This is a genomic window from Myceligenerans salitolerans (assembly GCF_017349295.1).
Classification (GTDB): Bacteria; Actinomycetota; Actinomycetes; order Actinomycetales; family Cellulomonadaceae; genus Myceligenerans; species Myceligenerans salitolerans.
In genome coordinates this window covers 685,437-709,214 of sequence record NZ_JAFMPK010000047.1, presented here as the reverse complement: position 1 = coordinate 709,214, position 23,778 = coordinate 685,437, and the positions used below count along the sequence as shown (strand labels likewise).

Genomic DNA, 23,778 nt, shown 5'->3' with positions numbered 1-23,778 from the left:
GCGCCATGGGGCTGCGATCCGCGTTGGCCGGGGTTCTCGCCTCCAACGACGAGCGCGAGGCGGTCAACGAGCGCGCCGCGGCGGCCCGCAGCGCGGGCTGTACCGCCGTGGACAGGCTGGAGACGCGACGGCGCGGCTCCGCCGCCGGCATCCTCAGATCGGTCGTGCTGCGACCGAGAGAAGGCGTACCGACGGTCGAGGCCGAGCTGTACGACGGCTCCGGCGTGCTGGACCTGGTCTGGCTCGGACGCCGCTCCATCGCGGGGATCGAACCCGGCCGCCGTCTGCGCGTGGAAGGCATGGTGAGCGACGTCCACGGCCGCCGGACCATCTTCAACCCCCGCTACGAGCTGCGCCCTCGCCCGGCCGACTGAGCCGCGCCACGGCGAGCGTGGCGCAGGGTTCCCGCGGGATCCGGACACGACCCTGCCCGAACGCACGGGATGCCGTGCCCGCCGTTCGTGCCGACAGGCCGCAACATGCTACCGAGGCGCCGCTCGGCGCGCAGCGGCGGCCGATGTCCCCCGACGCCTCCCGGCACGGCAGAATGTCCGCATGACGCACCGCACCGATCACCGGTCCTCCGCCGAGCACGACCAGTCCACGTCGCCGGGACGCGGCCTCGCCGCGGTGACGGCGGACGACTTCTCGCCGCTGGCCGCGGTGGGCGGCGTGCGCGGCATGGTCGAGTCGGTGGCGCCGGGCGTGGTGTTCGTCGTGCTGTTCGTGATCCTCCAGGACCTCATGGTCCCTCTGGTGGCCTCGGTCGCCGTCGCGGTCCTCGCGGCGGTCGTGCGACTGGTGCAGCGCACCCCGTTGACGACGGCGCTGGGCGGGCTCGTCGGCGTCGTGATCGGCGCGGTCTGGGCGTGGCGCACCGGCGACGCGGAGAACGTGTTCGTCTGGGCGCTCTGGACCAACGCCGCCTACCTGGTGGTCATGCTGGTCTCGATCCTCGTCCGCTGGCCGGTGATCGGCCTGTTCGTGGAGGCACTGGTGTCCGGGCTGACCCCGGACCAGGTGCGCCGGAACGGGCAGGAGGCCCCGCCGTCGTCGGACGCCGCCCCGGACCGCCGGAGCACGGCACCCCGTGAGGACGAGCGCGGGTCGGACGACGAGCCCAACCCCCTCGCCGCGCTCACGGCCTGGCGGCAGGATCCGGCGAAGGTGCGCGCCTACACCATCGCGACGTGGCTCTGGGTCGGCATGTTCGCGCTGCGTCTCGCCGTGAAGACGCCGCTCTACTTCGCCGGGACCGTGGCGTGGCTCGGCACGTTCCACCTGGTGCTGGGCGTGCCCCTGTTCGCCCTGGTGCTGTTCGGGTGCTGGATCGTGATCAGGCCTGTCCTGTCAGGAGGCGCTGCAGCTTCGCCCGGTCGACGCCGGAACCGGTGACGATCAGGAGCTCGTCGTGCCCCTCCAGCGTGTCGTCGTCGCTGGGCACGATCGGTCGGCCGTCCCGCACGATCGTGGACAGCGCGGTGTCCTCCAGCCACTCGATCTGACCCACCCGCGTCCCGATCAGGGGTGAGTCGCGCGGGAGCGTGAGCTCGAGGATGTCCGCACCCGACTGGTGGAACGTGAAGATCGGCACGAGGTCGCCCACGGCGACGGCCTCCTCGACCATCGCGGTCATGATGCGCGGGGTGGACACGGCCACGTCCACGCCCCACGAGCCGTCGAACATCCACTCGTTCTTCGGGTTGTTCACGCGTGCCACCGTGCGCGGTACCCCGAACTCCGTCTTGCACAGGAGTGAGAAGACGAGGTTCACCTTGTCGTCGCCGGTCGCACCGACCACCACGTCCGCGGTCTCGACGTCGGCGTCCTGCAGGCTCGACAGCTCGCAGGCGTCGGCGAGCAGCCAGTCGGCCTCGGGGACCTGAGCGACACGCATGGCGAGGGGGTTGCGGTCCACGAGCACGACCTCGTGGTCGTGGCTGAGCAGTTCCCGGGCGATCGAGCGGCCGACCGAGCCCGCCCCGGCGATGACGACCCGCATCACTCGTCCTCCTCCCTCGGCGCGGTGGTGAGCACGCGCTCGACGTCGTCGGCGTCGTCGACCCGCATGATCACGTGCAGCACGTCGTTCTCCTGGAGGACGGTCCCGTCGTCGGGCAGGATGCCCTCCGCGAAGCGCGTGACGAACGCGACGCGCGCGCCCGCCGCTCGTTCGAGCCGCCGCAGCGGCGACCCGACCCAGCCGCGGTGGTAGTCCACCTGGGCGATCCGCACCTTGCCCGACGGGTCCCGGAACTCGTCGGTGGAACCCAGCGGCAGGATGCGGCGCAGCACCTGGTCGGCGGTCCAGCGCACCGTCGCGACGGTGGGGATGCCCAGCCGCTGGTAGATCTCGGCCCGCTGCGGGTCGTAGATGCGCGCGACCACGTTGTCCACGCCGTACGTCTCCCGCACGACACGCGCGGACAGGATGTTCGAGTTGTCGCCGTCGGACACGGCGGCGAAGCCGAAGGCCTCCTCGATCCCGGCCTGGACCAGCGTGTCCCGGTCGAACCCCACGCCGGTGACCTTCTTCCCGGCGAAGTCCGAGGGCAGACGCCGGAACGCGTCGGTGTTCTGGTCGACGACGGCGACCGAGTGCCCGCGCTCGGAGATGTTCTGCGCGAGTGTGGCGCCCACACGGCCACAGCCCATGATCACGAAGTGCACGATGGGAACGCTACCCGCCTTTGGGCATAGCATCATGCAACGTGCCGGAAATTATCGACGCGGCCAAGCGACTGCTGGTCGGCCGTCCCATGCGGAGTGACAGCCTGGGGCGCACCCTGCTGCCGAAACGGCTGGCGCTCCCGGTGTTCTCCTCGGACGCGCTCAGCTCGATGGCCTACGCGCCGGACGAGATCCTCCTCATGCTCGCGGTGGCCGGTCTGACGGCGACCGCGGTCTCACCCTGGGTCGGTCTCGCGGTCGGTGTGATGCTGCTCGTGGTCGTGGCCTCCTACCGGCAGAACGTGCGGGCGTACCCGTCGGGCGGCGGCGACTACGAGATCGTCACCACGAACCTGGGGCCGACGGCGGGCCTCGGCGTCGCGTCGGCGCTCCTGGTCGACTACGTGCTCACCGTCGCCGTGTCCGTGTCCTCCGGCGCCCAGTACGCGGCCAGCGCGCTCCCGGCGCTGCGCGGCTACGAGGTTCTGGTCGCCGTGGGGATCATCGGGTTCCTCACCCTGATGAACCTCCGGGGCGTGCGGGAGTCCGGCCGGTTCTTCGCCGTGCCGATGTACTGCTTCATGGGCCTGATGGGCACCATGGCGGTGGTCGGCGCGATCCGTCACTACACCGGGACCCTCCCGCCGTCGGAGAGCGCCGGGTTCGAGATCGTGCCGGCCGCCGGCATGGACCAGGGGCTCGTGGGTCTCGGCGGTGCGCTCCTGGTGGCACGCGCGTTCGCGTCCGGTTCGGTCGCGCTCACCGGCGTCGAGGCCATCAGCAACGGCGTGCCGGCGTTCCGCAAGCCCAAGGGCCGCAACGCCGCCAACACGCTCGCGATGCTCGGCCTGGTCTCCGCCGCCACCCTCATGATGCTGGTCCTCCTCGCCCAGGCGACGGGCGTCCGCTACGCCGAGGACCCGCACACCCAGCTCACGCTCGACGGCGAGGCCCTGCCCGTCGACTACGTCCAGCACCCCGTCATCAGCCAGCTCGCCGAGGCGGTGTTCTCCGGGGCACCGTTCGTGTTCTACCTGGTCGTGGCCGTGACCGGGCTGGTCCTGCTGCTCGCCGCGAACACGGCGTTCGCCGGGTTCCCCGTGCTCGGCTCGATCCTCGGCCGTGACGGCTACCTGCCCCGCCAGCTGCACACGCGCGGCGACCGGCTCGCGTTCTCCAACGGCATCCTCACCCTCGGCGCCGGAGCGATCGTGCTCGTGGTCGTGTTCGACGGCCGCGTCACCGCCCTGATCCAGCTCTACATCGTCGGCGTGTTCCTCTCGTTCACGCTGTCCCAGCTCGGCATGGTGCGGCACTGGAGCCGCGAGCTGCGCACCGAGGTGCGCCCCGAGACCCGCGTCCGGATGAAGCGCTCGCGGTTCATCAACTCGGTCGGCCTCGTCGCCACCGGCGCCGTGCTCGTCATCGTGCTCGTCACGAAGTTCACGCACGGCGCCTGGATCACCCTGCTCGCCATCATGGGGCTGTTCGTCATCATGCGGGCCATCCACAAGCACTACGACCGCGTCAGCGAGGAGCTCGCCCTCGCGGACGACGACACCATCCGCGCCCTGCCCAGCCGCGTGCACGCCATCGTGCTGGTCTCGAAGGTGCACAAGCCCACCCTGCGTGCCCTCGCCTACGCTCGCGCCTCGCGGCCGCAGACGCTGGAGGCCGTCACCGTCGGTGTCGACCGCGAGAACATCCCCGGGCTCACCCGCGAGTGGGACGCGCTCGACCTGCCGGTCCCACTGCGTATCCTGGACTCCCCGTACCGCGAGATCACCAAGCCCGTGCTGAAGTACGTCCGATCGGTACGCCGCGAGTCCCCGCGTGACCTCGTCGTCGTGTACATCCCCGAGTACGTGGTGGGCCACTGGTGGGAGCAGCTCCTGCACAACCAGTCGGCGCTGCGCCTCAAGGGGCGTCTCCTGTTCACCCCGGGGGTCGTCGTGGCGTCCGTGCCGTGGCAGCTGGAGTCCTCGGCCGGCCAGACCGGCCTTGAGGGCGCCGACGCCCACCGCCGGCGGCAGGCGCCGTGACCCCCGGACGGTCGCGGCCTGCGGGCGGCGGCACGGCCCACGGGCCTGAGCCGTGGCCCGCGTCGACACCGTGTCCCTCGCTCGACCACGACATGTTCCGCGCCCGGCGCAGAAGGCAGGCCTCATGACCACCCGACCGTCCCGCCCGCGGCTCGGCCGCGCCCGTCCCGGGCGCCCGCCCCGCCGTCCCGAGGCGCGGCTCGGCGACCTCCCCGGCGCCGGGGAGATCCTCGACCTGGAGATCGGCCCGGCCGCGCACGGCGGCCACTGCGTCGCCCGGCACGAGGGCCGCGTCGTCTTCGTCCGGCACACCCTTCCCGGCGAGCGCGTCCGCGCCCGCGTGACGAGCACCGGGTCGCGCTTCTGGCGCGCCGACGCGGTCGAGGTCCTCGAGGCCTCACCCGACCGTGTCGACCCCGCCTGGCCCGCCGCCGGGCCCGGCGGTGTCGGCGGCGGCGAGCTCTCCCACGTCGCCCTCCCGGCCCAGCGGCGCTGGAAGGCCGACGTCCTCACCGACCAGCTCCGCCGCATCGCGCGCTACGACGGCCCCCTGCTCGACGGTCTCACCGTCGAGGCGGTGCCCGGCGACGACGACGCCGGAGGGCTCGGTTACCGCACCAGGATCGACCTCGTGGCAGGCGACGACGGCCGGCTCGGCATGCACCGCTTCCGCTCCCACGACGTCGTCCCGCTCGACGCGCTGCCGGCCGGCATGCCCCTCGCCACCCCCGACGTCGCGGCGCTCGCGTCCGCGGAGGGCGTGTTCGACCGGCGCTGGCCGCCGGGCACGCGCGTGGAGCTCGTGGCGCCGGCCGCGGACGGCGGCCCGGCCGAGCCGGGTGCGGGCCCGGCCGGCGGGGGCGGGCTCGTACTGGTCGACGGCGAGCCGTGGCACCGCGGGCGGGTCGACTCCCGGCCGAACGCACGGCGGACGGTGAAGGAGGGGGCCACCGTGCGGCTGCCGGGCGCCGAGGCCGTGACCACCTTCGCGTACCGCGTGAGCGCCTCCGGGTTCTGGCAGGTGCACCGCGCCGCTCCGGGGCTGCTGGCGCAGGCGGTCCTCGACGCCGCCGGAGGGGTCTCCGGCGCGACCGTGCTCGACCTGTACTCCGGGGCAGGGCTCTTCACGCTCCCGCTGGCTGCCGCCGTGGGGGAGAGCGGCACGGTCGTCGCGGTCGAGGGCGACGCCGGCGCGGTGCGCGACGCACGCCGTAACGCCCACGGCCTGGGCCGGGTCCGCCTCCTCGCCGGTGACGTGGCGGACGTCCTGTCCGGCCGCGACACGGTCCCCGGGCAGGCCGACGTCGTGGTCCTCGATCCGCCCCGCGCCGGCGCCCGGCGCGACGTGGTGGCCGCGATCGCCGACCGCGACCCGGAGCGGGTCGTCTACGTGGCCTGCGACCCGGCCGCGCTCGCGCGCGACGTCGGCTACCTCGGCCAGGCGGGCTACCGCCTCACGGCCCTGCGCGCGTTCGACCTCTTCCCGCACACCCATCATGTCGAGGCGGTAGCGGTCCTGGAGCGCCGCTGAGGCGCCGGGGCCCCGCGCACGGGGCGGAGGCGGGCCGGAAGCGCACCCTCCGTCTCCTACGCTGGCGTCCATGGCCGAGGACGGGAAGGCGAGCAGGCTCGAACTGCTGATCGCGTGGGTGCGGCGATGGGGGCGCTTCGCACGGGTGGCACGGGTGGCCACGCGGAATCCGCTGGCACGGAGGGTCGGCGTGGTGCTTCTGGTTCCGGTCGCCGTGCTGGTGCTGCTCGTGGTGGTGGTCGTCCGGCTGCTGACGGGCTGAGCCCCGGTTCGTGACGGGCAAGTATCTTGACGTCAAGATACATGCGGTATGCTGGCGGAAGCAGCCCGGCCTAGGCTGGGTGGAGCCCCCGAATCCCGCCGTCGGGCCGGCGCGTGTGCGCGCCGGACGCCCGGTGGCCCGCAAGCCCCGCGAAGGAGCCGCAGTGAGCAGCGTGGACACGTTTGGATCGAAGGGAACGCTGGAGGTAGGCGGCACGGCCTACGAGATCTTCCGGCTGTCGGCGGTGGAGGGCGTCGAGCGCCTGCCGTACGCGCTCAAGATCCTCGCCGAGAATCTTCTGCGCACCGAGGACGGTGCCAACATCACGGCGGACCACGTGCGCGCGCTCGCGTCGTGGGACCCGGACGCCCAGCCGGACACGGAGATCCAGTTCACGCCCGCGCGCGTGATCATGCAGGATTTCACCGGTGTGCCCTGCGTCGTCGACCTGGCCACCATGCGCGAGGCGGTCGCCGAGCTCGGCGGCGACCCGACGCGGATCAACCCGCTGTCGCCGGCCGAGATGGTCATCGACCACTCGGTGCAGATCGACGTCGCCGGCACCACGGACGCGTTCGCGCGCAACGTGGAGATCGAGTACCAGCGCAACCACGAGCGCTACCAGTTCCTGCGCTGGGGCCAGACGGCGTTCGACGACTTCAAGGTCGTCCCGCCGGGCACCGGCATCGTGCACCAGGTGAACATCGAGTACCTGGCGCGCACGGTCATGACGCGCGAGGTCTCCGTGGACGGGGAGGCGCCGGTGCTGCGGGCCTACCCGGACACCTGCGTCGGCACCGACTCGCACACCACGATGGTCAACGGCCTCGGCGTGCTCGGCTGGGGCGTGGGCGGCATCGAGGCCGAGGCCGCGATGCTCGGCCAGCCGGTGTCCATGCTCATCCCGCGGGTCGTCGGCTTCAAGCTCACCGGCTCCATCCCGGCGGGCGTCACGGCGACCGACGTCGTCCTCACCATCACGCAGATGCTGCGCCAGCACGGCGTGGTCGGGAAGTTCGTCGAGTTCTACGGCGCCGGGGTGGCTCAGGTGCCGCTCGCGAACCGCGCCACCATCGGCAACATGTCGCCGGAGTTCGGCTCGACGGCCGCGATCTTCCCGATCGACGGCGTCACCGTCGACTACCTGCGCCTGACCGGCCGTTCCGAGGAGCAGCTCGCGCTCGTCGAGGCGTACGCCAAGGAGCAGGGCCTGTGGCTCGACCCGGAGGCCCCCGAGGCGAAGTACTCCGAGTACCTGGAGCTGGACCTGTCGACGGTCGTCCCGTCGATCGCCGGCCCGAAGCGCCCGCAGGACCGGATCGAGCTGACGAACGCGAAGGCGGCGTTCACGCGCGACCTGCCGAACTACGCGCCCGAGGTCATGGACCGCGTCGACGAGGCCGAGAAGGAGTCCTTCCCCGCGTCGGACGCCCCGGCGGTCACGCCGAACGGCCGCAAGCACGTGCACGTCACGAACAGCGCGGGCAAGGAGTTCGAGCTGTTCCATGGCGCCGTCGCGATCGCCTCGATCACCTCGTGCACCAACACCTCGAACCCGTCGGTCATGCTCGCCGCGGCGCTGCTCGCGAAGAACGCCGTGGAGAAGGGCCTGGTGTCCAAGCCGTGGGTCAAGACCTCCATGGCGCCGGGCTCGCAGGTCGTCACCAACTACTACGAGAAGGCCGGCCTGTGGCCGTACCTCGAGAAGCTGGGCTTCCACCTGGTGGGTTACGGCTGTGCCACCTGCATCGGCAACTCCGGCCCGCTCGACGAGAAGGTCTCGGAGGCCGTCAACGAGCACGACCTGGCCGTCGTCTCCGTGCTGTCGGGCAACCGCAACTTCGAGGGGCGCATCAACCCGGACGTCAAGATGAACTACCTCGCGTCCCCGCCCCTGGTCATCGCGTACGCCCTCGCGGGCACCATGGAGTTCGACTTCGACCACGACCCGCTGGGCCGTGACGAGGCCGGCGACCCGGTGTTCCTCAAGGACATCTGGCCCTCCCCGGAGGAGGTCCAGGCGACGATCGAGTCCTCGATCGACCGCAAGATGTTCGAGACGGACTACGCCGACGTGTTCACCGGTGACGACCGCTGGCGCGCGCTCGAGACCCCCGAGGGCGACACCTTCGCCTGGGACCCGGACTCCACCTACGTGCGCAAGCCGTCCTACTTCGACGGCATGGGCATGGAGCCGGCCCCGGTCGAGGACATCGCCGGCGCGCGCGTCCTGGCCAAGCTGGGCGACTCCGTCACCACCGACCACATCTCCCCGGCCGGCGCGATCAAGCCGGACAGCCCGGCCGGCCGGTACCTCGCCGCTCATGGCGTGCAGCGCCGTGACTTCAACTCCTACGGCTCGCGCCGCGGGAACCACGAGGTCATGGTCCGCGGCACGTTCGCGAACATCCGCCTGCGCAACCAGCTCCTGGCCGCGGAGAACGACGGCGCCGGTATCGAGGGCGGCTTCACGTACAACTTCGTGAAGGACGCCCAGGACACCATCTACGACGCCGCGCAGGACTACGCCGCGCAGAACACCCCCCTGGTGGTGCTCGGAGGCAAGGAGTACGGCTCCGGCTCCTCGCGTGACTGGGCCGCCAAGGGCACGAAGCTGCTCGGCGTGAAGGCCGTCATCACCGAGAGCTTCGAGCGCATCCACCGTTCGAACCTCATCGGCATGGGCGTGCTGCCGCTGCAGTTCCCGGCGGGCGAGTCCGCGGACTCGCTGGGCCTGGACGGTACGGAGGTGTTCGACATCTCCGGCATCACCGCGCTCAACGACGGCGAGACGCCGTCCACCGTGGCCGTCACGGCGACCAAGGCCGACGGGACGACGGTCGAGTTCGACGCCGTGGTCCGCATCGACACCCCGGGTGAGGCGGACTACTACCGCAACGGCGGCATCCTGCAGTACGTGCTCCGCTCGCTCGCGGCGTGAGCCGGGCATGAGCGCGGCCTGACCCGTCGGGCTGCCCGACGTCGGCCCCGGTCGCCTTCCTCAGGGGAGGGGCCGGGGCCGACGTCGTCGGGGCCGGCTGACCGTCTCACCGCCCACGGAGGGCGTCGACGTCCCGGTCGAGGGCGCGGAGCGCGTCGTCGGCGTCGAGACTGCCGGCGATGACGCGTGCGGCGTAGCCCTCGGACGTGGCGAGGAGCCGGAGGGCGATGTCGCCCGGAGGGCCGCCGTCGGGCAGCGTGCCGTCGCGGCGCGCCGCGACGATGAACGCGGCGGCCTGGCGTACCGCGTCGGCGTGCGCCTCGGTGACCATGCCGGCGATCTCGGCGTCGTCCACGGTCTTGGCCTGGTAGGCCTGCCACACGATGGTGCCCAGCGCCCACTCCGGTGACGTGGGGACCGCGCGACGGACCAGCGCGCGCAGGCGTTCGACGGGTGGCAGCGGCTCGATCTGCGCGGTGAAGCGCGAGCGCGCCTCGTCGAGCATCAGGCGGCAGCCGTCGCGGACGAGTTCGGTGCGCGATGCGTAGTAGTGCTGCACGCGCCCGACGGAGATGTTCGCCTCGGTGGCGACGGCCCGGAGGGTGACGCCCTCGAACCCGCGCCGCGCGATGAGCGCCCACACCGCGATGACGATCTCGCGGCGACGTTGGGCGTGGTCGACGATCCGGGGCACGGCCAGATCCTTTCACGCGGCTCGGCCGGACGGCACGCGCCGTGCGCACGGTACGCGGCTCGGCCGGACGACGCGCGGCTCGGGGGCTGCGGCACGGTGCGCGGCGGGTGGTTGCGCGGAAGCTTTTACAGTGCAAGTGTATTGCTATGACGAAACAGAGCAAGGGCAAGGCGTCGGTCGTCCCGGTGCCGCGCCGGCGACGGAACCTCGTTCGCGGGGTCCTCGCGGTGTCCGTCGTGGCGAACGTGGTGCTGCTGGCCATGCCCGGCGGTCCCGCCGTGGGCGCCTGGCGGAGCGCGGAAGGGCGGGCGGAGTACGTCGCCGCCTACGAGGACGTGATGGCGACCCTCCCGCCACCCGCGCGCACGCACGACGTCCCCACGGACTACGGGACGGTGCGCGCCTACCTCTTCGCCGAGACGGGAAGCGGCGCCCCGGACGCGAACGCGAGCACCTCAGGCACCGCCGGGGACGCGGCGGGCACGACCCCCGTCGTCCTGCTGCCGGGTTGGGGATCGGGCGCGCCCATGTGGCAGACGAACCTCCCGGACCTGATGTCCGAGCGTCCCGTCTACGCCCTGGACGCCCTGGGCGACGCCGGGATGAGCGCACAGGTCGCGCCCCTCGGCAGCCCGGCCTCCCAGGCGCGATGGATCGACCAGACACTTGCCGGACTCGGCGTCGGCCGGGCCCACGTGGTGGGGCACTCTTTCGGTGGCTGGTCGGCGATGAACTACGCGATCCACCACCCGGCGCGCGTCGCCTCCCTGAGCCTGCTGGACCCGGTGCAGACGTTCGACACCTTCTCGGTGCAGCTCGTGCTGCGGTCGATCCCCAGCTCGATCCCCTTCCTGCCCCAGAGCTGGCGGGACGCCGCGCTCGCGGGCATCGGCGGGGTCACGGAGCTCGACCCGGACGACCCGATGACCCGGATGATCGCCGCGGGAACCACGCACTACTCCTCGCGGCGCCCGACGCCGTCGAGGTTCAGTCCCGAACAGCTCCAAGGCCTGCCCGTGCCCGTCTACGCCGCCATGGCCGGCGACGGGCAGGTCAACAGCGACCCGGAGGCCGCCGTCCGGTACGCCGAGGAGCACCTGGCGCGGTCCGAGGTGAGCCTCTGGCCCGGCGCCTCGCACTCGCTCCCGTTCGAGGAGGCGGAGGCGGTCGACGCCGAGATTCTCGACTTCATGGAGCGACACGACGCCTGACGGGACGACCCCACCGCGGGAGGATGTCAGACTCCCGGCGTACGGTCCTCGCATGATCGACGACCCCGAGCTGATCGTTCCCGACGGCGCCGCCTGGCGGGCATGGCTGGACGAGAACGAGTCGCTGTCCGACGGCGTGTGGCTCGTCCTGGCGAAGAAGGGGACGACCACCCCCACCTCGCTGAGCTATGCGGCCGCGCTCGAGGAGGCGCTGTGCAGCGGCTGGATCGACGCGCAGAAGCGCCGCCGTGACGACGCGACCAGCCTGCAGCGGTTCTGTCCCCGCCGCGCTCGCAGCCGGTGGTCCGCCCGCAACGTCGGCATCGTGGAACGCCTCACGGCCGCGGGGCGGATGCGGCCACGTGGTACGGACGAGGTCGAGAAGGCCAAGGCCGACGGCCGCTGGGAATCCGCGTACGAGGGTCCCCGGAGCATCCAGGTGCCGGAGGAGCTCGCGGAGGCGCTCGGCGTGAATCCCCGGGCCGCGGCGATGTTCGAGATCCTGTCCGGCCAGAACCGGTACGCCATCCTGCACCGCCTGGCCAATCTGCGGACGCCGGAGGCCCACACCCGCAACGTCGGCAAGTTCGTCGCCATGCTGGAGCGCGGCGAGACGCCGTACCCGCAGAAGCGGACGCTGGAGGCCGAGAGCTGAACGATGCGCCCTGGGCCGGTACCCGGGGACGGATGGTGGGCCGGCGGTTTGTCGTACAGCGGTGGCAGGCTCGGGGCATGGAACAGCGACTCAGCCTCGTCACGCTCGCGGTGCGGGACGTCCGCGCCTCGCGCGCCTTCTACGTCGACGGTCTGGGCTGGACGCCCGCCTTCGAGGAGCCCGGGGAGGTCCTCATGATCCAGGCCGGTGAGCACCTCCTGCTGTCGTTCTGGGTGCGGGACCAGTTCGAGCAGGAGGTCGGGGCCGTCCAGAAGGGAGCGGGCGCCGCGCCGATCACCCTCGCCCACAACGTGCCCCACCGGGAGGACGTGAACGCCGTCCTCGCCGCCGCCACGGCGGCCGGCGCGAGCGTTCCGCACGCGCCCCAGGACCGGGAGTGGGGCGGCTACACGGGCTACTTCACCGACCCGGACGGCTACTACTGGGAGATCGCCTGGAATCCCGGCGAGATCGCGCGGATCGTGCTGTGAGCCCGCCGCCCCGGACGGGCGTCCGGCCGCGCGGAGCGAGCGGTAGGGCGGCGGCGCCCGCGGTGGGGCCGCACGCCGTCAGCTCAGCGCCCGCGCGGCCGCGCCCAGGAGGATCACGCCCATGAGGATGCCCGTCGTCGCGTGGATCATCGGCGCGCCGCTCGGCGACATGAGCCGGCCGACGGCGGCGACCGGCCACGCGAGGACGACGGCGGCCACGCAGACCAGCGCCACGAGGTAGAGGTCGTTCACCGCGAGCAGCTCGGCCAGCACCACGAGGTGGACCGTCATCGACACGGCGACCGTCGTGGGCACGAGCCGGTTGAGGCCGCGGGCCGCGAGGAAGCCGGTGATCAGACGCGTGACGACGGCCTGCAGGGCCACTGCCACGACGTAGAGTCCCACGGTTCCCGCGTCGACCGTGGTTCCCGTGTCCCACGCGCCGACGACGGCGATGACTCCGCTGACCACGACCACGATCGCGCTCACCACGCCGACGATCGGCGCCAGCATCCACAGGCCCCGGATGTGGCGCTGCGACCAGGCGAACCACAGCCCGGCGAAGAGGGCCAGAACGATCGCGGCGGTGGCCGCGTCCCGGGCGTGTTCGGCAGGCATGCTCTCCCCACTCGGTCGTCGCGCGTCTGGGAGCCGGCGTGGGCAAGAATCCCGCAAGCCGGACGAACGCGACGCCAGTGTAGGGGAAAGCCGCAGGTCAGGGAAGATTACTGGGCTTCACCACGGTGAGGTGCTCGACGGTGCGGCGCCGCACGCGGTCGTCACGCACGATCCGGTTGTGGCCGAGTCCCGTGGTGGTGACGAGCTCGGCAGATCCGGCGTGCGCCGCCAGGAGCAGTTCGGACTGGTGGTGGGGTACGCGCCGGTCCGAGTCGTCGTGCACGAACAGCGCCGGGATCGTCGCGGGCACGGGGCGGCGCGTGAGGTCGTAGCGCTCGTAGAGATCCGGCTCGTCAGGGAACCGGCGTCGCCGCACGATGTCGTCGTACCGTCGGCGCAGTGCCGGCGGGGTGCCGGTGAAGGCGAAGAAGCCGTCGTTGATCGCGGTGGCGGACGAGATCCCGGCCAGCCCCGCGAACCGCCGGGCGGGCGCGCCGTCGGCGAGTGCCACCCCGGCACCGAGCACGCCCGCCGAGTGCGCGACGACGCCCTCCCAGCCTCCGGGCTCCGTGGCGGACAGGCGGTGGATGATCGCGACGTCGTCGGCGAGGGTGCGGCGCCTGCCGCCCGATGCGCCGTGTCCTGGGGCGTCGTACGCGACCACGCGCCGTCCGGCGGCGAGCAGGTCCCGCACCAGAGGAGCGAAGAACGAGGCGCGGGACTGCCACCCGTGCACGAGCAGGACTGCCGGGGCGTCCGGCTCGCCCCAGGCGTGCACGACGACGTCCACCGGCCGGCCGGGGTTCCCGGCGTCGGGGCGGTGCCGGAGCGTGCTGCGGCGGGACGACTCGTGCACCTCACGTTCGTGCGGCCGCACGGGAGCGGGCGGCCCGAGCCGGAAGGCGGCCCAGGCGGCGATCTCGGCGGCGAGCGGCGCGGGCAGGTGGACGAGGTGGCGCAAGGCGGTCACGGGTGCTCCCAGTGAATCTGAACGATCGATCGGATTGTTTCTCACGGTACAGGATGTCCGTACGGTCGTACACTCTCTTCATGCGGACATCTGACGCGGCCCCGGCAGCGCACGGCGGCACGCCGGGCGGTACGGCGCGCGGCGGCGCGGGCGCTACGGGCGCCGCGGCGGGCGGCACGCCGGGTGGTGCGACCGACCTTCGCCGCGCACGCGGTGACCGCACCCGCCGGGCCGTGCTGGACCAGGCGGTGCAGGACGCCTCGGTGCACGGGCTGGACGCCCTGTCGCTCGGTGGGCTCGCGGCCTCGGCCCCCGTGAACAAGAGCGGCATCGCGGGGCTGTTCGGCTCGAAGGAAGGGCTGCAGCTCGCCGTCGTCGCGCGGGCGCGTGAGATCTACGCCGAGGCGGTCGTCCTCCCGGCGCGGGGCACCGAGCGAGGGCTCGCGCGGGTCTGGGAGCTCGTACGGCGATGGATCGACTACTCACGCCGCCGGGTGTTCCGGGGCGGCTGCTTCTTCCGCACCGTCGAGATCGAGTTCGACATGCGACCGGGCCCGGTGCGGGACGCCGTGGTCGAGGCGCAGGCCGAGTGGGACGGATATCTCGCCCACCAGGTGGCGGTCGCGGTCGAGGCCGGTGAACTGTCCGCCGGGACGGACGCCCAGCAGGTGGCGTTCGAGGTGAACGCCCTGCTCAACGCGGCGAACGACCGTTCGCTGCTGCTGGAGGACGACCGGGTGTACGCGCGCACGGAGGCCGCGGTGCGAACCGTGTTGCGGGCCCACGGCGCCGACCCGGCGATGCTGCGCTGAGTACGGGTCCTGTGTCCCGTCCGGCCCCGTGCCCGTCCCGGGACCCGCGGCGGAGCGGCGCCCCTCAGTCGCCGTCGACGAGCAGCCGCCGCAGGCCGTGCTCGCCGATCGGCACGAGCCAGGGGTGCTCGTCGGGGTGCGCCAGCATGTTGGTCGCGTACATCAGGGCCCAGCCCTTGGCGCGGGTCCAGGTCGCCTCGTCCCAGCCGCGGCCGTCGTGGGCGCGTGAGTCGACCGCGGTGCGGAAGCGTGCCTGCCCTTCGGCGTCGAAGGTGAGCCAGGCCTCTCCGAGGTCGGATGCCGGATCGCCGGACGTGACGTCGCCGAAGTCGACGACGGCCGCGAGCTCCTGGGTGCCGTGGGCGGACTCGCGGACCACCAGGTTGCCCGGATGCGGATCGCCGTGCAGCCACATCGGCGGGCCGGTGTGGGCAGGGGCGTCGAGAGCCTCGTGCCAGAGGCGGGTGGCGGCGTCGTGCAGAGCCTCGGGCACGCGCCTCAGGCGAGCGGTGAACACGGCCGGGTCCTGGGCGTCCGGCCGCGCGGCCAGGGGAATTCCCCGGAACGGGTTCGCGGGGGCGTCGTCGGCGGGAACGTGGAGGGTGGCGAGAAAATTCGCGAGGTCGGCGGCCCACGCGCCGCGGCCGGCGACCTCGGTCCGGGCCGCGGCCACGCCGTCCACCCACCGCACGACGTTCCACGACCACGGGAACCCGAGGCGGTCGCTCGGTCTCCCGGTGCGTACCGGGCGGGGAAACGCGATCCCGGTCGTCCCCAGCGCGGGCGCGAGGCGGGGGAGTGCCGTCTGCTCGTGCTCGATCAGGTGGGCGGCGGCCTCGCGCCGGGGGAGCCGGAGGGCCAGGTGACCGCCGTCGGGTAGCGGGCCGAGCCGCAGCATGACGTTGTCCCAGCCGTTCGCGACGACCTCCAGCGGCAGGGCGGCGAGGTCGGGATGCTGCTCGGCGAGCAGTTCCCTGGCGAGCGTGACGCTGACGTCGATATCGGCGGCGACCATGAATCCTCCGTCGGGGTGCGGTGCGGGCTGGTGGGCCGGACGCGCCGGGCCCGTGGTGATCGCCGGTCGGTGGCCGGGCGGCGACGCGGCCCGGCCACCCACGAGGCGGGGTGCCCGGCTCAGGGGCGCAGCTCGTACTCCCGGCTGCGGTCCCAGTCCTCGGTCCAGCCCAGTGCGTCGAACAGGGCGTCGAGGATACCGCCGGTGAAGCCCCACACCAGGTGGGTCGTCGTCCCGTCGGAGACCTGGAAGCCCGGTCCCCGGTAGGAACGGCCCTCGTGGCCCACCACGACCGTGACGCGCGACGCCGGGTCCAGCAGGTCGGCGACCGGTGCGCGGAACACGTGCGAGGACTCCGCCTCGTCCACCACGCCCACGGTGGTCGGCTTCGTCCACCATCCCAGCACGGGCGTGACCACGTGGTTCGACACGGGCATCGGCAGCGGGTCGAACTCGCCGAGCACCTCGACGCCGGACGGGTCCAGGCCCGTCTCCTCCTCGGCCTCCCGGAGGGCGGCGTCGACCATCGTCTCGCCCGCGTCGGCACGGCCGCCGGGGAATGCCACCTGCCCGGCGTGCGAGCGCAGCGTCGCGGCACGCGCGAGCAGGAGGACGTCGAGGTCGTCCCGGACCGCGTCGGCCTGGGCGTGGTGGTCGGAGGGCAGCCCGTCGAGCACGCCGAACAGGATCAGTACCGCCGCCGGCCGGGCCGCACCCGAGAAATCCCCGCGGGCATGCCGCCACGGCGCCGGAAACCCGGCCTCGGCCAGTGCTTCCAACTGTGTGCGTGCGGAGGACACCGCAGGTGACGAGCTCATCCGACGAGGTTACCGCCGCGCGCCGGCCGGCCGGCCCTCACCAGTTGGTCTCGACCGGGCGGCCCTCCTCGTAGCCGGCCGCGGACTGCACGCCCACCACGGCGCGCTCGGCGAACTGGGCCAGGTCCCGGGCGCCCGCGTACGTGCACGAGGACCGCAGCCCCGACGTGATCTCGTCGAGAAGATCCTCCACACCGGGACGCTGCGGGTCCAGGTACATGCGCCCCGTCGAGATTCCCTCCTCGTACAGCGCCTTGCGTGCCCGCTCGAACGGGGAGCCCTCCCCGGCGGTCCGCGCCGCCACGGCCCGCGCGGACGCCATCCCGAACGAGTCCTTGTACAGGCGCCCCTTCCCGTCCTCGCGCAGGTCGCCCGGCGACTCGTAGGTTCCGGCGAACCAGGACCCGACCATCACCTGCGACGCGCCGGCCGCCAGGGCCAGGGCGACGTCGCGGGGGTGCCGCACGCCGCCGTCGGCCCACACGTGCCTGCCGAGCTCGCGCGCCGCCGCGGCGCACTCGAGCACCGCGGAGAACTGAGGCCGTCCGACGGCCGTCTGCATCCGCGTCGTGCACATGGCCCCGGGCCCCACGCCGACCTTCACGATGTCGGCGCCGGCGGCCACGAGGTCGCGCACCCCGTCCGCGGTCACCACGTTGCCCGCCACGACCGGGACGGACGGGCTCACGGACCGGACCGCGTCGAGGGCGGCCAGCATCCGCCCCTGGTGGCCGTGCGCCGTGTCGACGACCAGGACGTCCACCCCGGCGGCGAGCAGGTCCTTCGCCTTGGCCGCGACATCGCCGTTGATCCCGACCGCCGCCCCGACGCGCAGCCGGCCGCCGTCGTCCACCGCGGGCGCGTAGACGGACGAACGGACGGCGCCCTTGCGTGTCAGGACACCGGTCAGGAGCCCGTCGCGCACCACGGGCGCGAACTGCAGGTGCGCGGCGTGCAGCATGTCGTACGCCCGCTCGAGCCCGCGTGCCCCGGAGGCCGGGGCGTCGTCGCCGTCCCGGTCCGCGCCACGCCCCGGCGCGTCACGCAGCGTCCCCGCCTCGACCACGAGCGGGTCGGTCGTCATCACCGTGCGCACCTGGGCGAAGCGGTCGACGTCCAGGCAGTCCTTCTCGGTCACCACCCCCACGGGGCGGCCGTCCTCGGTGACGACGGCGGCGCCGTGCGCACGCTTGCCGAGAAGCGTCAGGGCGGTGTGCACCGTGTCGTCGGGGCCGACGACGACCGGCGTCTCCACCACCGGGTCCTTCGACTTCACGTCCGCCACCACGTCCGCGACCACGCGTGCCGGCACGTCCTGCGGCAGGATCGCCAGACCGCCGCGCCGCGCGACCGTCTCCGCCATGCGACGGCCCGCCACGGCGGTCATGTTCGCCACCACGACGGGGATGGTCGTGCCCGTGCCGTCCGCGGTACTCAGGTCGACGTCGAACCGCGACGAGACGTCGGACCGTGACGGGACGAGGAACACGTCACCGTAGGTGAGGTCGTGGGAGGGATCTTGGCCAGGGAGGAATCGCACGATGACAGACTATGACTGTTGGGTGAGGCCGGTGTGGAACTCGGGCCCCCGAGTTCGTGCGGCCCCGCCGGGGTACGTACGATGACACCTTGCCGCGCGTGGCGCAGTGTTCACCGACGCGTGAGTGCAGGGGGACGACGACGAGTGCGCGCCCGGCCCGCCCGGGACGGAGCCGCGGGGAAGGAACGACATGGCACTGCTGAGCGGGATCAGCTCGCCCGAGGACGTCCGGAAACTGACTCCCGGCCAGCTCGGGGAACTCGCGCAGGAGATCCGCGACTTCCTCGTGGAGAACGTCTCCCGCACCGGCGGGCACCTCGGCCCGAACCTCGGCGTCGTCGAGCTCACCATCGCCATGCACCGGGTGTTCCGCTCACCGCGCGACACCCTCGTGTTCGACACCGGGCACCAGTCCTACGTGCACAAGCTGCTCACCGGCCGCCAGGACTTCTCCCGCCTGCGGCAGAAGGGCGGCCTCTCCGGCTACCCGTCGCGCGCCGAGTCCGAGCACGACGTCGTCGAGAACTCCCACGCGTCCACCGCCCTGTCCTGGGCGGACGGCATCGCCAAGGCGAACGTGGTCGCCCGGCGCGACGACCGCCACGTGGTGGCCGTCATCGGCGACGGCGCCCTGACCGGCGGCATGGCCTGGGAAGCTCTCAACAACATCGCCGAGAGCCCCGACCGCCGGCTCGTCATCGTCGTCAACGACAACGGCCGCTCCTACTCGCCCACCATCGGCGGGCTCGCCAACCACCTCGACACGCTGCGCACCACCAGCGGCTACGAGGCGTTCCTCGACTGGGCCACCCGCACCCTCACCCGCTCCGGCCCGCCCGGACGCTTCGCCTGGCGCTGGATGCACGGCTTCAAGAAGGGCATCAAGGACGTCATCGCGCCGCAGGGCCTGTTCGAGGACCTCGGCATCAAGTACATCGGCCCCGTCGACGGCCACGACACCGCGGCCATGGAGCACGCCCTGCGCCGCGCCAAGGCGTTCGGCAAGCCCGTCATCGTCCACGCCATCACCGAGAAGGGCCGCGGCTACAAGCCCGCGGAGGAGGACATCGCCGACCGCTTCCACGCCGTCGGCGTCATCCACCCCGAGACCGGGCTGCCCGTCGCGCAGTCCCGGTTCGGCTGGACCAAGGTGTTCGCCGACGAGATCGTCCGCATCGGACGCCGCCGGCCGGACGTGGTGGCGATCACCGCCGCCATGCTGCACCCCGTGGGTCTCGCGCCGTTCGCCAAGGAGTTCCCCGAGCGCACCTTCGACGTCGGCATCGCGGAGCAGCACGCCGCCACCTCCGCCGCCGGCATGGCGTACGCCGGGCTGCACCCCGTCGTCGCCGTCTACGCCACGTTCCTGAACCGCGCGTTCGACCAGGTCCTCATGGACGTCGCCCTGCACAAGGCCGGTGTCACCTTCGTGCTCGACCGCGCCGGGATCACCGGCGCCGACGGCGCCAGCCACAACGGCATGTGGGACATGGCCATGCTGCGGGTCGTTCCCGGCCTGCGCCTGGCCGCCCCGCGCGACGAACCCACCCTCCGCGCCGCCCTGCGCGCGAGCGTCGACGTCGACGACGCGCCCACCGTCGTGCGCTACCCCAAGGGGGCCCTCGGCGAGGACATCCCGTGCGTCGAGGAGCTCGACGGCGTCGACGTCATCGGGCGTTTCGAGCCCCAGCCGGCCGGTGCGTCCGCCGGCGACCGTCGCACGGCAGGCGCGTCCGTGACCGGCGGCCCGGGCACGGCGCAGGCGGCCGGAACGACCTCCGCGCCGGACGCGCCGCGCCGCGTCCTCGTGGTCGGGATCGGCGCCATGGCACGCGCCGGGCTCGACGCCGCGAGGGCACTCGCCGAACACGGCCTCGAGACCACCGTCGCCTCACCCACCTGGGTGCTGCCCGTCCCCGCCGCGCTCGTCAAGCTCGCCGGGGAGCACGACCTCGTCCTGACGATCGAGGACGGCCTGGCCGACGGCGGTGCGGGCGCCCTGCTCGCCCAGCGCGCCGGCGAGCAGGGCATCCGTACCCGCCACGTGCACGTCGGCCTCGACGCCGAGTTCCTGGACCACGCGAGCCGCGAGCAGATCGCCGGCTCGCAGCGCATGACCGCCGCCGACGCCGTCCGCGACGCCCTGGCGGCGCTCGCGGACGGCTGAGCCGGGGGAGGCCCGGCGGGGGACCGGAGCGCGGGGCGCGTAGGGTGCATGCGTGTGCACCGTGCTGTTGCGTCTGGACCCCGCCGCCGAATGGCCGCTCCTGCTCGCCGCCGTTCGTGACGAGCTGACCGACCGGCCCTGGGACGCCCCGGGGGAGCACTGGCCGCGGGAGGCACCAGGGCTGGTCGGCGGGCGGGACCGGGTGGCCGGCGGCACGTGGCTGGCGGTGCGGGCCGGCGACGTCGGTACGGAGGCGGGGGAGGCGGCCGGTCTGCCGGCCGGGGGAGCGCGGCCCGGTGTCGCTGCCGTGCTGAACGGCAGTTTCATGAACCGGATCGACCGGTCCCCGCCGGGGAGCCCGCCGTCGTCCACGAGGCCGAGCCGTGGGAGGCTGCCTCTGCAGGCGCTGACGTCCGGCGTGCCGGACGCCGCGGACCTGCGGGCGTACGAGGTGGTGCACCTGCTCGTCGCGGACGCCACCGGGGCGCGCCTCGTCTCCTGGGACGGTCACGAGGTGACCGATGCCGAGATCCCGCCCGGCGACCACATCATCACCAACGAGGGCCTCGACGTCGCCGAGGACCCGCTGGTGCCGCATCTCGCCCCGCTGCTCGACGGGACCGGGCGGTCAGGAGCGGGCTTCACCCCCGCCACGCGCCGCGCGCCACAGATCGGGCCGGCGGCGACGGCGGACCGTCCGGGCGGGCCGGTTCCGCACCCCGCCACCGCGGAGTGGTGGGGTGACTGGGTGGAGCTGATGCGCGGCGGCGGCCTGGCGGAGGACGACCCGCGCGCGCTGCTCGTGCGCCACGACGTGCCGGACGGCCGGGTCTTCGCCTCGACGTCGGCCACGCTGGTGGCCCTCGGCCGGGAGCCCGGCCGGGTGCGGATGGACTTCACGGGCACGCCGTCCTCCCCGGACTGGAAGCGCGTGGACCTCTGAACGCGGGCCCGTCCCGGCCGCGCGGGTGGAAAAAGTGTGCCAAGCGCCGTGGCGCCCGCTGAGGCGTGGAGGAAATGTCGGACACGGCAGGTACGCTGGCGCCGCGATGACTCAGACTTCCCAGGGCGTTCCGATCAAGAGCCGCGAGGCGCGTCAGGTCGTGGAGGAGGCGGTCGCCCGGCTGGGGGACGCGCGGCTGCTCCTGGCCTCCGACGGCCCCTATCGCGAGAAGGTCCGTGAGGCATATCTCGCCGCCCGGCAGGTACGCATCCGCGCCGAGCTGCGGACGGTGGCCGTCGAGGAGCTCGAGCAACGGCGCAAGAAGCTCCGTGTCGCGGTGCTGCGCAAGAAGGGCTTCCGTGACGTTCCCCAGGTCCTGGAGGCCGGCGTCGACGGGCTGGTCGAGGCCGGTATCGGGGAGACGACGGCGCGACCCGCGGTCGCCGCGGCCACCGAGCTGGCGGAGGAGGTCGATGCCGACCTCCGCTTCCGGATCGACGTCGACCCCGACGACCCCTACGCCACGGACCTCGTGCGGTCGCTGCGGATGTTCGGCGTCGTCACCGACGCGCGGCACCGTCATTACGACGACGCGCGGCGCCTGCACGCCGTCCTCCCGCAGTACATCGGCCCGGCGCAGGCACTCACCCGCTGGTGGCGGCGTCTGCTCGCGGACACGGGCCGACGTGCCGAGGCGACCGCGGCGATCGGCGCGTTGCGCAACGCCCTCGCGGCGTCGTCGCCGGACCTGGCGGCGGCCGCCGGCCAGGTGCGGACGATCACCGGGCGGCGGGGCGCCGATGACGTGTGGGAGGACTTCGAACGTCGGTCCGCCGAGTACTACGGTCTGCTCAGCCAGGTCGTGGACCTCGGGAACGACCACGAGGCGGCCGAGGGCTTCCTCCCGGCCGACGTCGTCCGTCGTGTCGAGGCGCAGCCCCTGGACCGCTCGCTCCTGCATGCGAACCTGCGCGCCTACCAGGCCTTCGGCGCCAAGTACGCACTGGTGCAACGGCGTACGATCCTCGGCGACGAGATGGGCCTCGGCAAGACGATGCAGTCGATCGCGACGATGACGCATCTCGCGGCGACGAGGCCGGACGACGACGGGCCCGCGCACTTCCTCGTGGTGTGCCCGGCGAGCGTGGTCACGAACTGGGCGCGCGAGGTGACCACCCACTCCCGTCTGACTGCCCTCGTGATGCACGGCGGGGACCGGGACGAGGCGGCCCGGGTGTGGGTCGAGGCCGGTGGTGTGGGTGTGACGACGTTCGAGATGCTCGCGCGGCTGCGCCTGCCCGACGACCTGAGCCCCACGCTTCTGGTCGTCGACGAGGCGCACTACGTGAAGAACCCCGAGACCCTCCGCGGGCAGGCCGTCCGCACCTGGTCCGACCGCGCCGACCGGGTCCTGTTCCTGTCCGGCACGCCGATGGAGAACAAGGTCGCGGAGTTCAAGGCGATGGTGGGCTACCTGCAGCCGGCGGTGGCCCGGCAGCTCGACCCGAACGCCGACCTGTCCGGCGCGCAGGCCTTCCGGCGCATCGTCGCTCCCGCCTACCTGCGACGCAACACCGAGGACGTGCTCACCGAGCTGCCCGACCTGGTCCAGGTCGAGGAGTGGGAGGAGTTCGGCCCGGCCGACGGCGCCGCGTACCGGCGGGCGGTCGCGGACGGCAACTTCATGGCGATGCGGCGTGCGGCGTTCGCCGTCGAGCGCGCGGACGACTCCGCGAAGCTCGTGCGCCTGCGGGCCCTGGTCGACGAGGCCGCGGAGAACGGCCGCCGGGTCATCGTGTTCTCGTACTTCCTCGACGTGCTGGAGCAGGTGATGGAGCTGCTCGGCGACATGGCGGTGGGCCCGCTCACGGGGAGGGTGAAGATCACCGAACGGCAGGAGATGGTGGACAGCCTGTCCGCGCCGGACGGCCCCCGGGTGCTCGTCAGCCAGATCACGGCCGGGGGCGTGGGGGTGAACGTGCAGGCGGCCTCGGTGGTGATCTTCTGCGAGCCGCAGGTCAAGCCCACCATCGAGGCGCAGGCCGTGGCCCGGGCGCACCGGATGGGTCAGACCCGCACCGTCCAGGTGCACCGCCTGCTCGTGGCCGACTCCGTGGACCAGCGCATGATGGAGATCCTCGACACGAAGGCCGCGTTGTTCGAGCAGTTCGCACGGCAGTCCGAGATCACCGAGACGTCGGAGCTCGCCGTCGCCGACGTCGCCGACGGGCCTGGTGCAGGAGGCGGGCCGAGCGAGGCGGAGCTGGGAAGGACGATCGTCGCCCAGGAGCGCGAACGTCTGGGAGCCGCCGCCGGTGGCGGGAGCACCGCTCGCGACGCGTCCGGCTCGGGTGCGGCCGGGCGGAGCGACGACGAGACGCCCGTCACGGTGCGATGA

General features: G+C 73.0%; 21 protein-coding genes. 13 read left to right on the top strand and 8 right to left on the bottom strand.

What is annotated here, in order from left to right; genetic code table 11:
- Nucleotides 1-5: 5 nt before the first annotated feature.
- Both J0911_RS16705 and J0911_RS16700 read left to right on the top strand, forming a co-directional pair.
- Nucleotides 6-374: an OB-fold nucleic acid binding domain-containing protein gene (locus tag J0911_RS16705; RefSeq protein ID WP_207276582.1), complete on the top strand. Its 369-nt coding sequence runs from the start codon at nucleotides 6-8 to the stop codon at nucleotides 372-374.
- A gap of 181 nt (nucleotides 375-555) precedes the next feature.
- Nucleotides 556-1,395 carry a DUF3159 domain-containing protein gene (locus J0911_RS16700; RefSeq protein WP_207276581.1) on the top strand — a complete coding sequence of 280 codons (840 nt, stop codon included), beginning with the start codon at nucleotides 556-558 and terminating at the stop codon, nucleotides 1,393-1,395.
- Here J0911_RS16700 and J0911_RS16695 read toward each other — a convergent pair.
- A complete protein-coding gene (locus tag J0911_RS16695) occupies nucleotides 1,337-2,002 on the bottom strand; it encodes a potassium channel family protein (RefSeq protein ID WP_207276580.1) in 666 nt (221 codons plus the stop codon). The two genes, J0911_RS16700 and J0911_RS16695, sit on opposite strands and share 59 nt — an antisense overlap.
- Entirely contained in the window at nucleotides 2,002-2,655 is a 654-nt protein-coding gene (locus J0911_RS16690; protein ID WP_207276865.1) for a potassium channel family protein, read from the bottom strand. The genes J0911_RS16695 and J0911_RS16690 overlap by 1 nt, the downstream gene beginning before the upstream one ends.
- Nucleotides 2,656-2,711: 56 nt before the next feature.
- Between J0911_RS16690 and J0911_RS16685 the strand changes: the two genes are divergently transcribed.
- The 4 genes from J0911_RS16685 to acnA all read left to right on the top strand — a co-directional run bounded on the left by J0911_RS16685 (nucleotide 2,712) and on the right by acnA (nucleotide 9,446).
- A complete protein-coding gene (locus J0911_RS16685) occupies nucleotides 2,712-4,712 on the top strand; it encodes an APC family permease (protein ID WP_207276579.1) in 2,001 nt (666 codons plus the stop codon).
- 124 nt (nucleotides 4,713-4,836) lie between these two features.
- Nucleotides 4,837-6,243 carry a class I SAM-dependent RNA methyltransferase gene (locus J0911_RS16680; RefSeq protein ID WP_207276578.1) on the top strand — a complete coding sequence of 469 codons (1,407 nt, stop codon included), beginning with the start codon at nucleotides 4,837-4,839 and terminating at the stop codon, nucleotides 6,241-6,243.
- Between the two features lie 70 nt (nucleotides 6,244-6,313).
- Entirely contained in the window at nucleotides 6,314-6,505 is a 192-nt protein-coding gene (locus J0911_RS16675; RefSeq protein WP_207276577.1) for a hypothetical protein, read from the top strand.
- Between the two features lie 163 nt (nucleotides 6,506-6,668).
- A complete protein-coding gene (gene acnA, locus J0911_RS16670) occupies nucleotides 6,669-9,446 on the top strand; it encodes an aconitate hydratase AcnA (protein ID WP_207276576.1) in 2,778 nt (925 codons plus the stop codon).
- Between the two features lie 106 nt (nucleotides 9,447-9,552).
- Here acnA and J0911_RS16665 read toward each other — a convergent pair whose 3' ends face one another.
- A complete protein-coding gene (locus J0911_RS16665; protein WP_207276575.1) occupies nucleotides 9,553-10,140 on the bottom strand; it encodes a TetR/AcrR family transcriptional regulator in 588 nt (195 codons plus the stop codon).
- A 146-nt stretch (nucleotides 10,141-10,286) separates the two neighbouring features.
- Here J0911_RS16665 and J0911_RS16660 point away from each other — a divergent pair, with 146 nt between their 5' ends.
- The 3 genes from J0911_RS16660 to J0911_RS16650 all read left to right on the top strand — a co-directional run bounded on the left by J0911_RS16660 (nucleotide 10,287) and on the right by J0911_RS16650 (nucleotide 12,497).
- On the top strand, nucleotides 10,287-11,351 hold the full coding sequence (locus tag J0911_RS16660) for an alpha/beta fold hydrolase (RefSeq protein ID WP_207276574.1): 1,065 nt from the start codon (nucleotides 10,287-10,289) through the stop codon (nucleotides 11,349-11,351).
- A gap of 52 nt (nucleotides 11,352-11,403) precedes the next feature.
- Nucleotides 11,404-12,006 carry a YdeI/OmpD-associated family protein gene (locus J0911_RS16655; RefSeq protein ID WP_207276573.1) on the top strand — a complete coding sequence of 201 codons (603 nt, stop codon included), beginning with the start codon at nucleotides 11,404-11,406 and terminating at the stop codon, nucleotides 12,004-12,006.
- 77 nt (nucleotides 12,007-12,083) lie between these two features.
- The gene (locus J0911_RS16650; protein WP_207276572.1) at nucleotides 12,084-12,497 is read left to right on the top strand and encodes a VOC family protein; all 414 of its coding nucleotides are present in this window, start codon (nucleotides 12,084-12,086) and stop codon (nucleotides 12,495-12,497) included.
- 78 nt (nucleotides 12,498-12,575) lie between these two features.
- Here the strand turns inward: J0911_RS16650 and J0911_RS16645 are convergent, their stop codons facing one another.
- Together J0911_RS16645 and J0911_RS16640 are read right to left on the bottom strand one after the other, a co-directional pair.
- Nucleotides 12,576-13,115, bottom strand: a complete 540-nt coding sequence (locus J0911_RS16645) for a hypothetical protein (RefSeq protein WP_207276571.1) — start codon at nucleotides 13,113-13,115, stop codon at nucleotides 12,576-12,578.
- Between the two features lie 97 nt (nucleotides 13,116-13,212).
- Nucleotides 13,213-14,085 carry an alpha/beta fold hydrolase gene (locus J0911_RS16640; protein ID WP_207276570.1) on the bottom strand — a complete coding sequence of 291 codons (873 nt, stop codon included), beginning with the start codon at nucleotides 14,083-14,085 and terminating at the stop codon, nucleotides 13,213-13,215.
- Between the two features lie 80 nt (nucleotides 14,086-14,165).
- Here J0911_RS16640 and J0911_RS16635 point away from each other — a divergent pair, with 80 nt between their 5' ends.
- A complete protein-coding gene (locus J0911_RS16635; protein WP_242636767.1) occupies nucleotides 14,166-14,897 on the top strand; it encodes a TetR/AcrR family transcriptional regulator in 732 nt (243 codons plus the stop codon).
- A gap of 64 nt (nucleotides 14,898-14,961) precedes the next feature.
- Here the strand turns inward: J0911_RS16635 and J0911_RS16630 are convergent, their stop codons facing one another.
- From J0911_RS16630 to J0911_RS16620, 3 genes are all read right to left on the bottom strand, one after another.
- The gene (locus tag J0911_RS16630; RefSeq protein WP_207276569.1) at nucleotides 14,962-15,912 is read right to left on the bottom strand and encodes an aminoglycoside phosphotransferase family protein; all 951 of its coding nucleotides are present in this window, start codon (nucleotides 15,910-15,912) and stop codon (nucleotides 14,962-14,964) included.
- Nucleotides 15,913-16,031: 119 nt separating this feature from the next.
- Nucleotides 16,032-16,730 carry an NUDIX hydrolase gene (locus tag J0911_RS16625; RefSeq protein WP_207276568.1) on the bottom strand — a complete coding sequence of 233 codons (699 nt, stop codon included), beginning with the start codon at nucleotides 16,728-16,730 and terminating at the stop codon, nucleotides 16,032-16,034.
- Between the two features lie 37 nt (nucleotides 16,731-16,767).
- Entirely contained in the window at nucleotides 16,768-18,270 is a 1,503-nt protein-coding gene (locus tag J0911_RS16620; protein WP_207276567.1) for a GuaB1 family IMP dehydrogenase-related protein, read from the bottom strand.
- Between the two features lie 190 nt (nucleotides 18,271-18,460).
- On the opposite strand from J0911_RS16620, the gene dxs reads away from it, so the two are divergent.
- The 3 genes from dxs to J0911_RS16605 all read left to right on the top strand — a co-directional run bounded on the left by dxs (nucleotide 18,461) and on the right by J0911_RS16605 (nucleotide 23,778).
- Nucleotides 18,461-20,437: a 1-deoxy-D-xylulose-5-phosphate synthase gene (gene dxs, locus J0911_RS16615; protein WP_207276566.1), complete on the top strand. Its 1,977-nt coding sequence runs from the start codon at nucleotides 18,461-18,463 to the stop codon at nucleotides 20,435-20,437.
- A gap of 52 nt (nucleotides 20,438-20,489) precedes the next feature.
- Entirely contained in the window at nucleotides 20,490-21,380 is an 891-nt protein-coding gene (locus tag J0911_RS16610; RefSeq protein ID WP_207276565.1) for an NRDE family protein, read from the top strand.
- A 106-nt stretch (nucleotides 21,381-21,486) separates the two neighbouring features.
- A complete protein-coding gene (locus J0911_RS16605) occupies nucleotides 21,487-23,778 on the top strand; it encodes a DEAD/DEAH box helicase (protein WP_207276564.1) in 2,292 nt (763 codons plus the stop codon).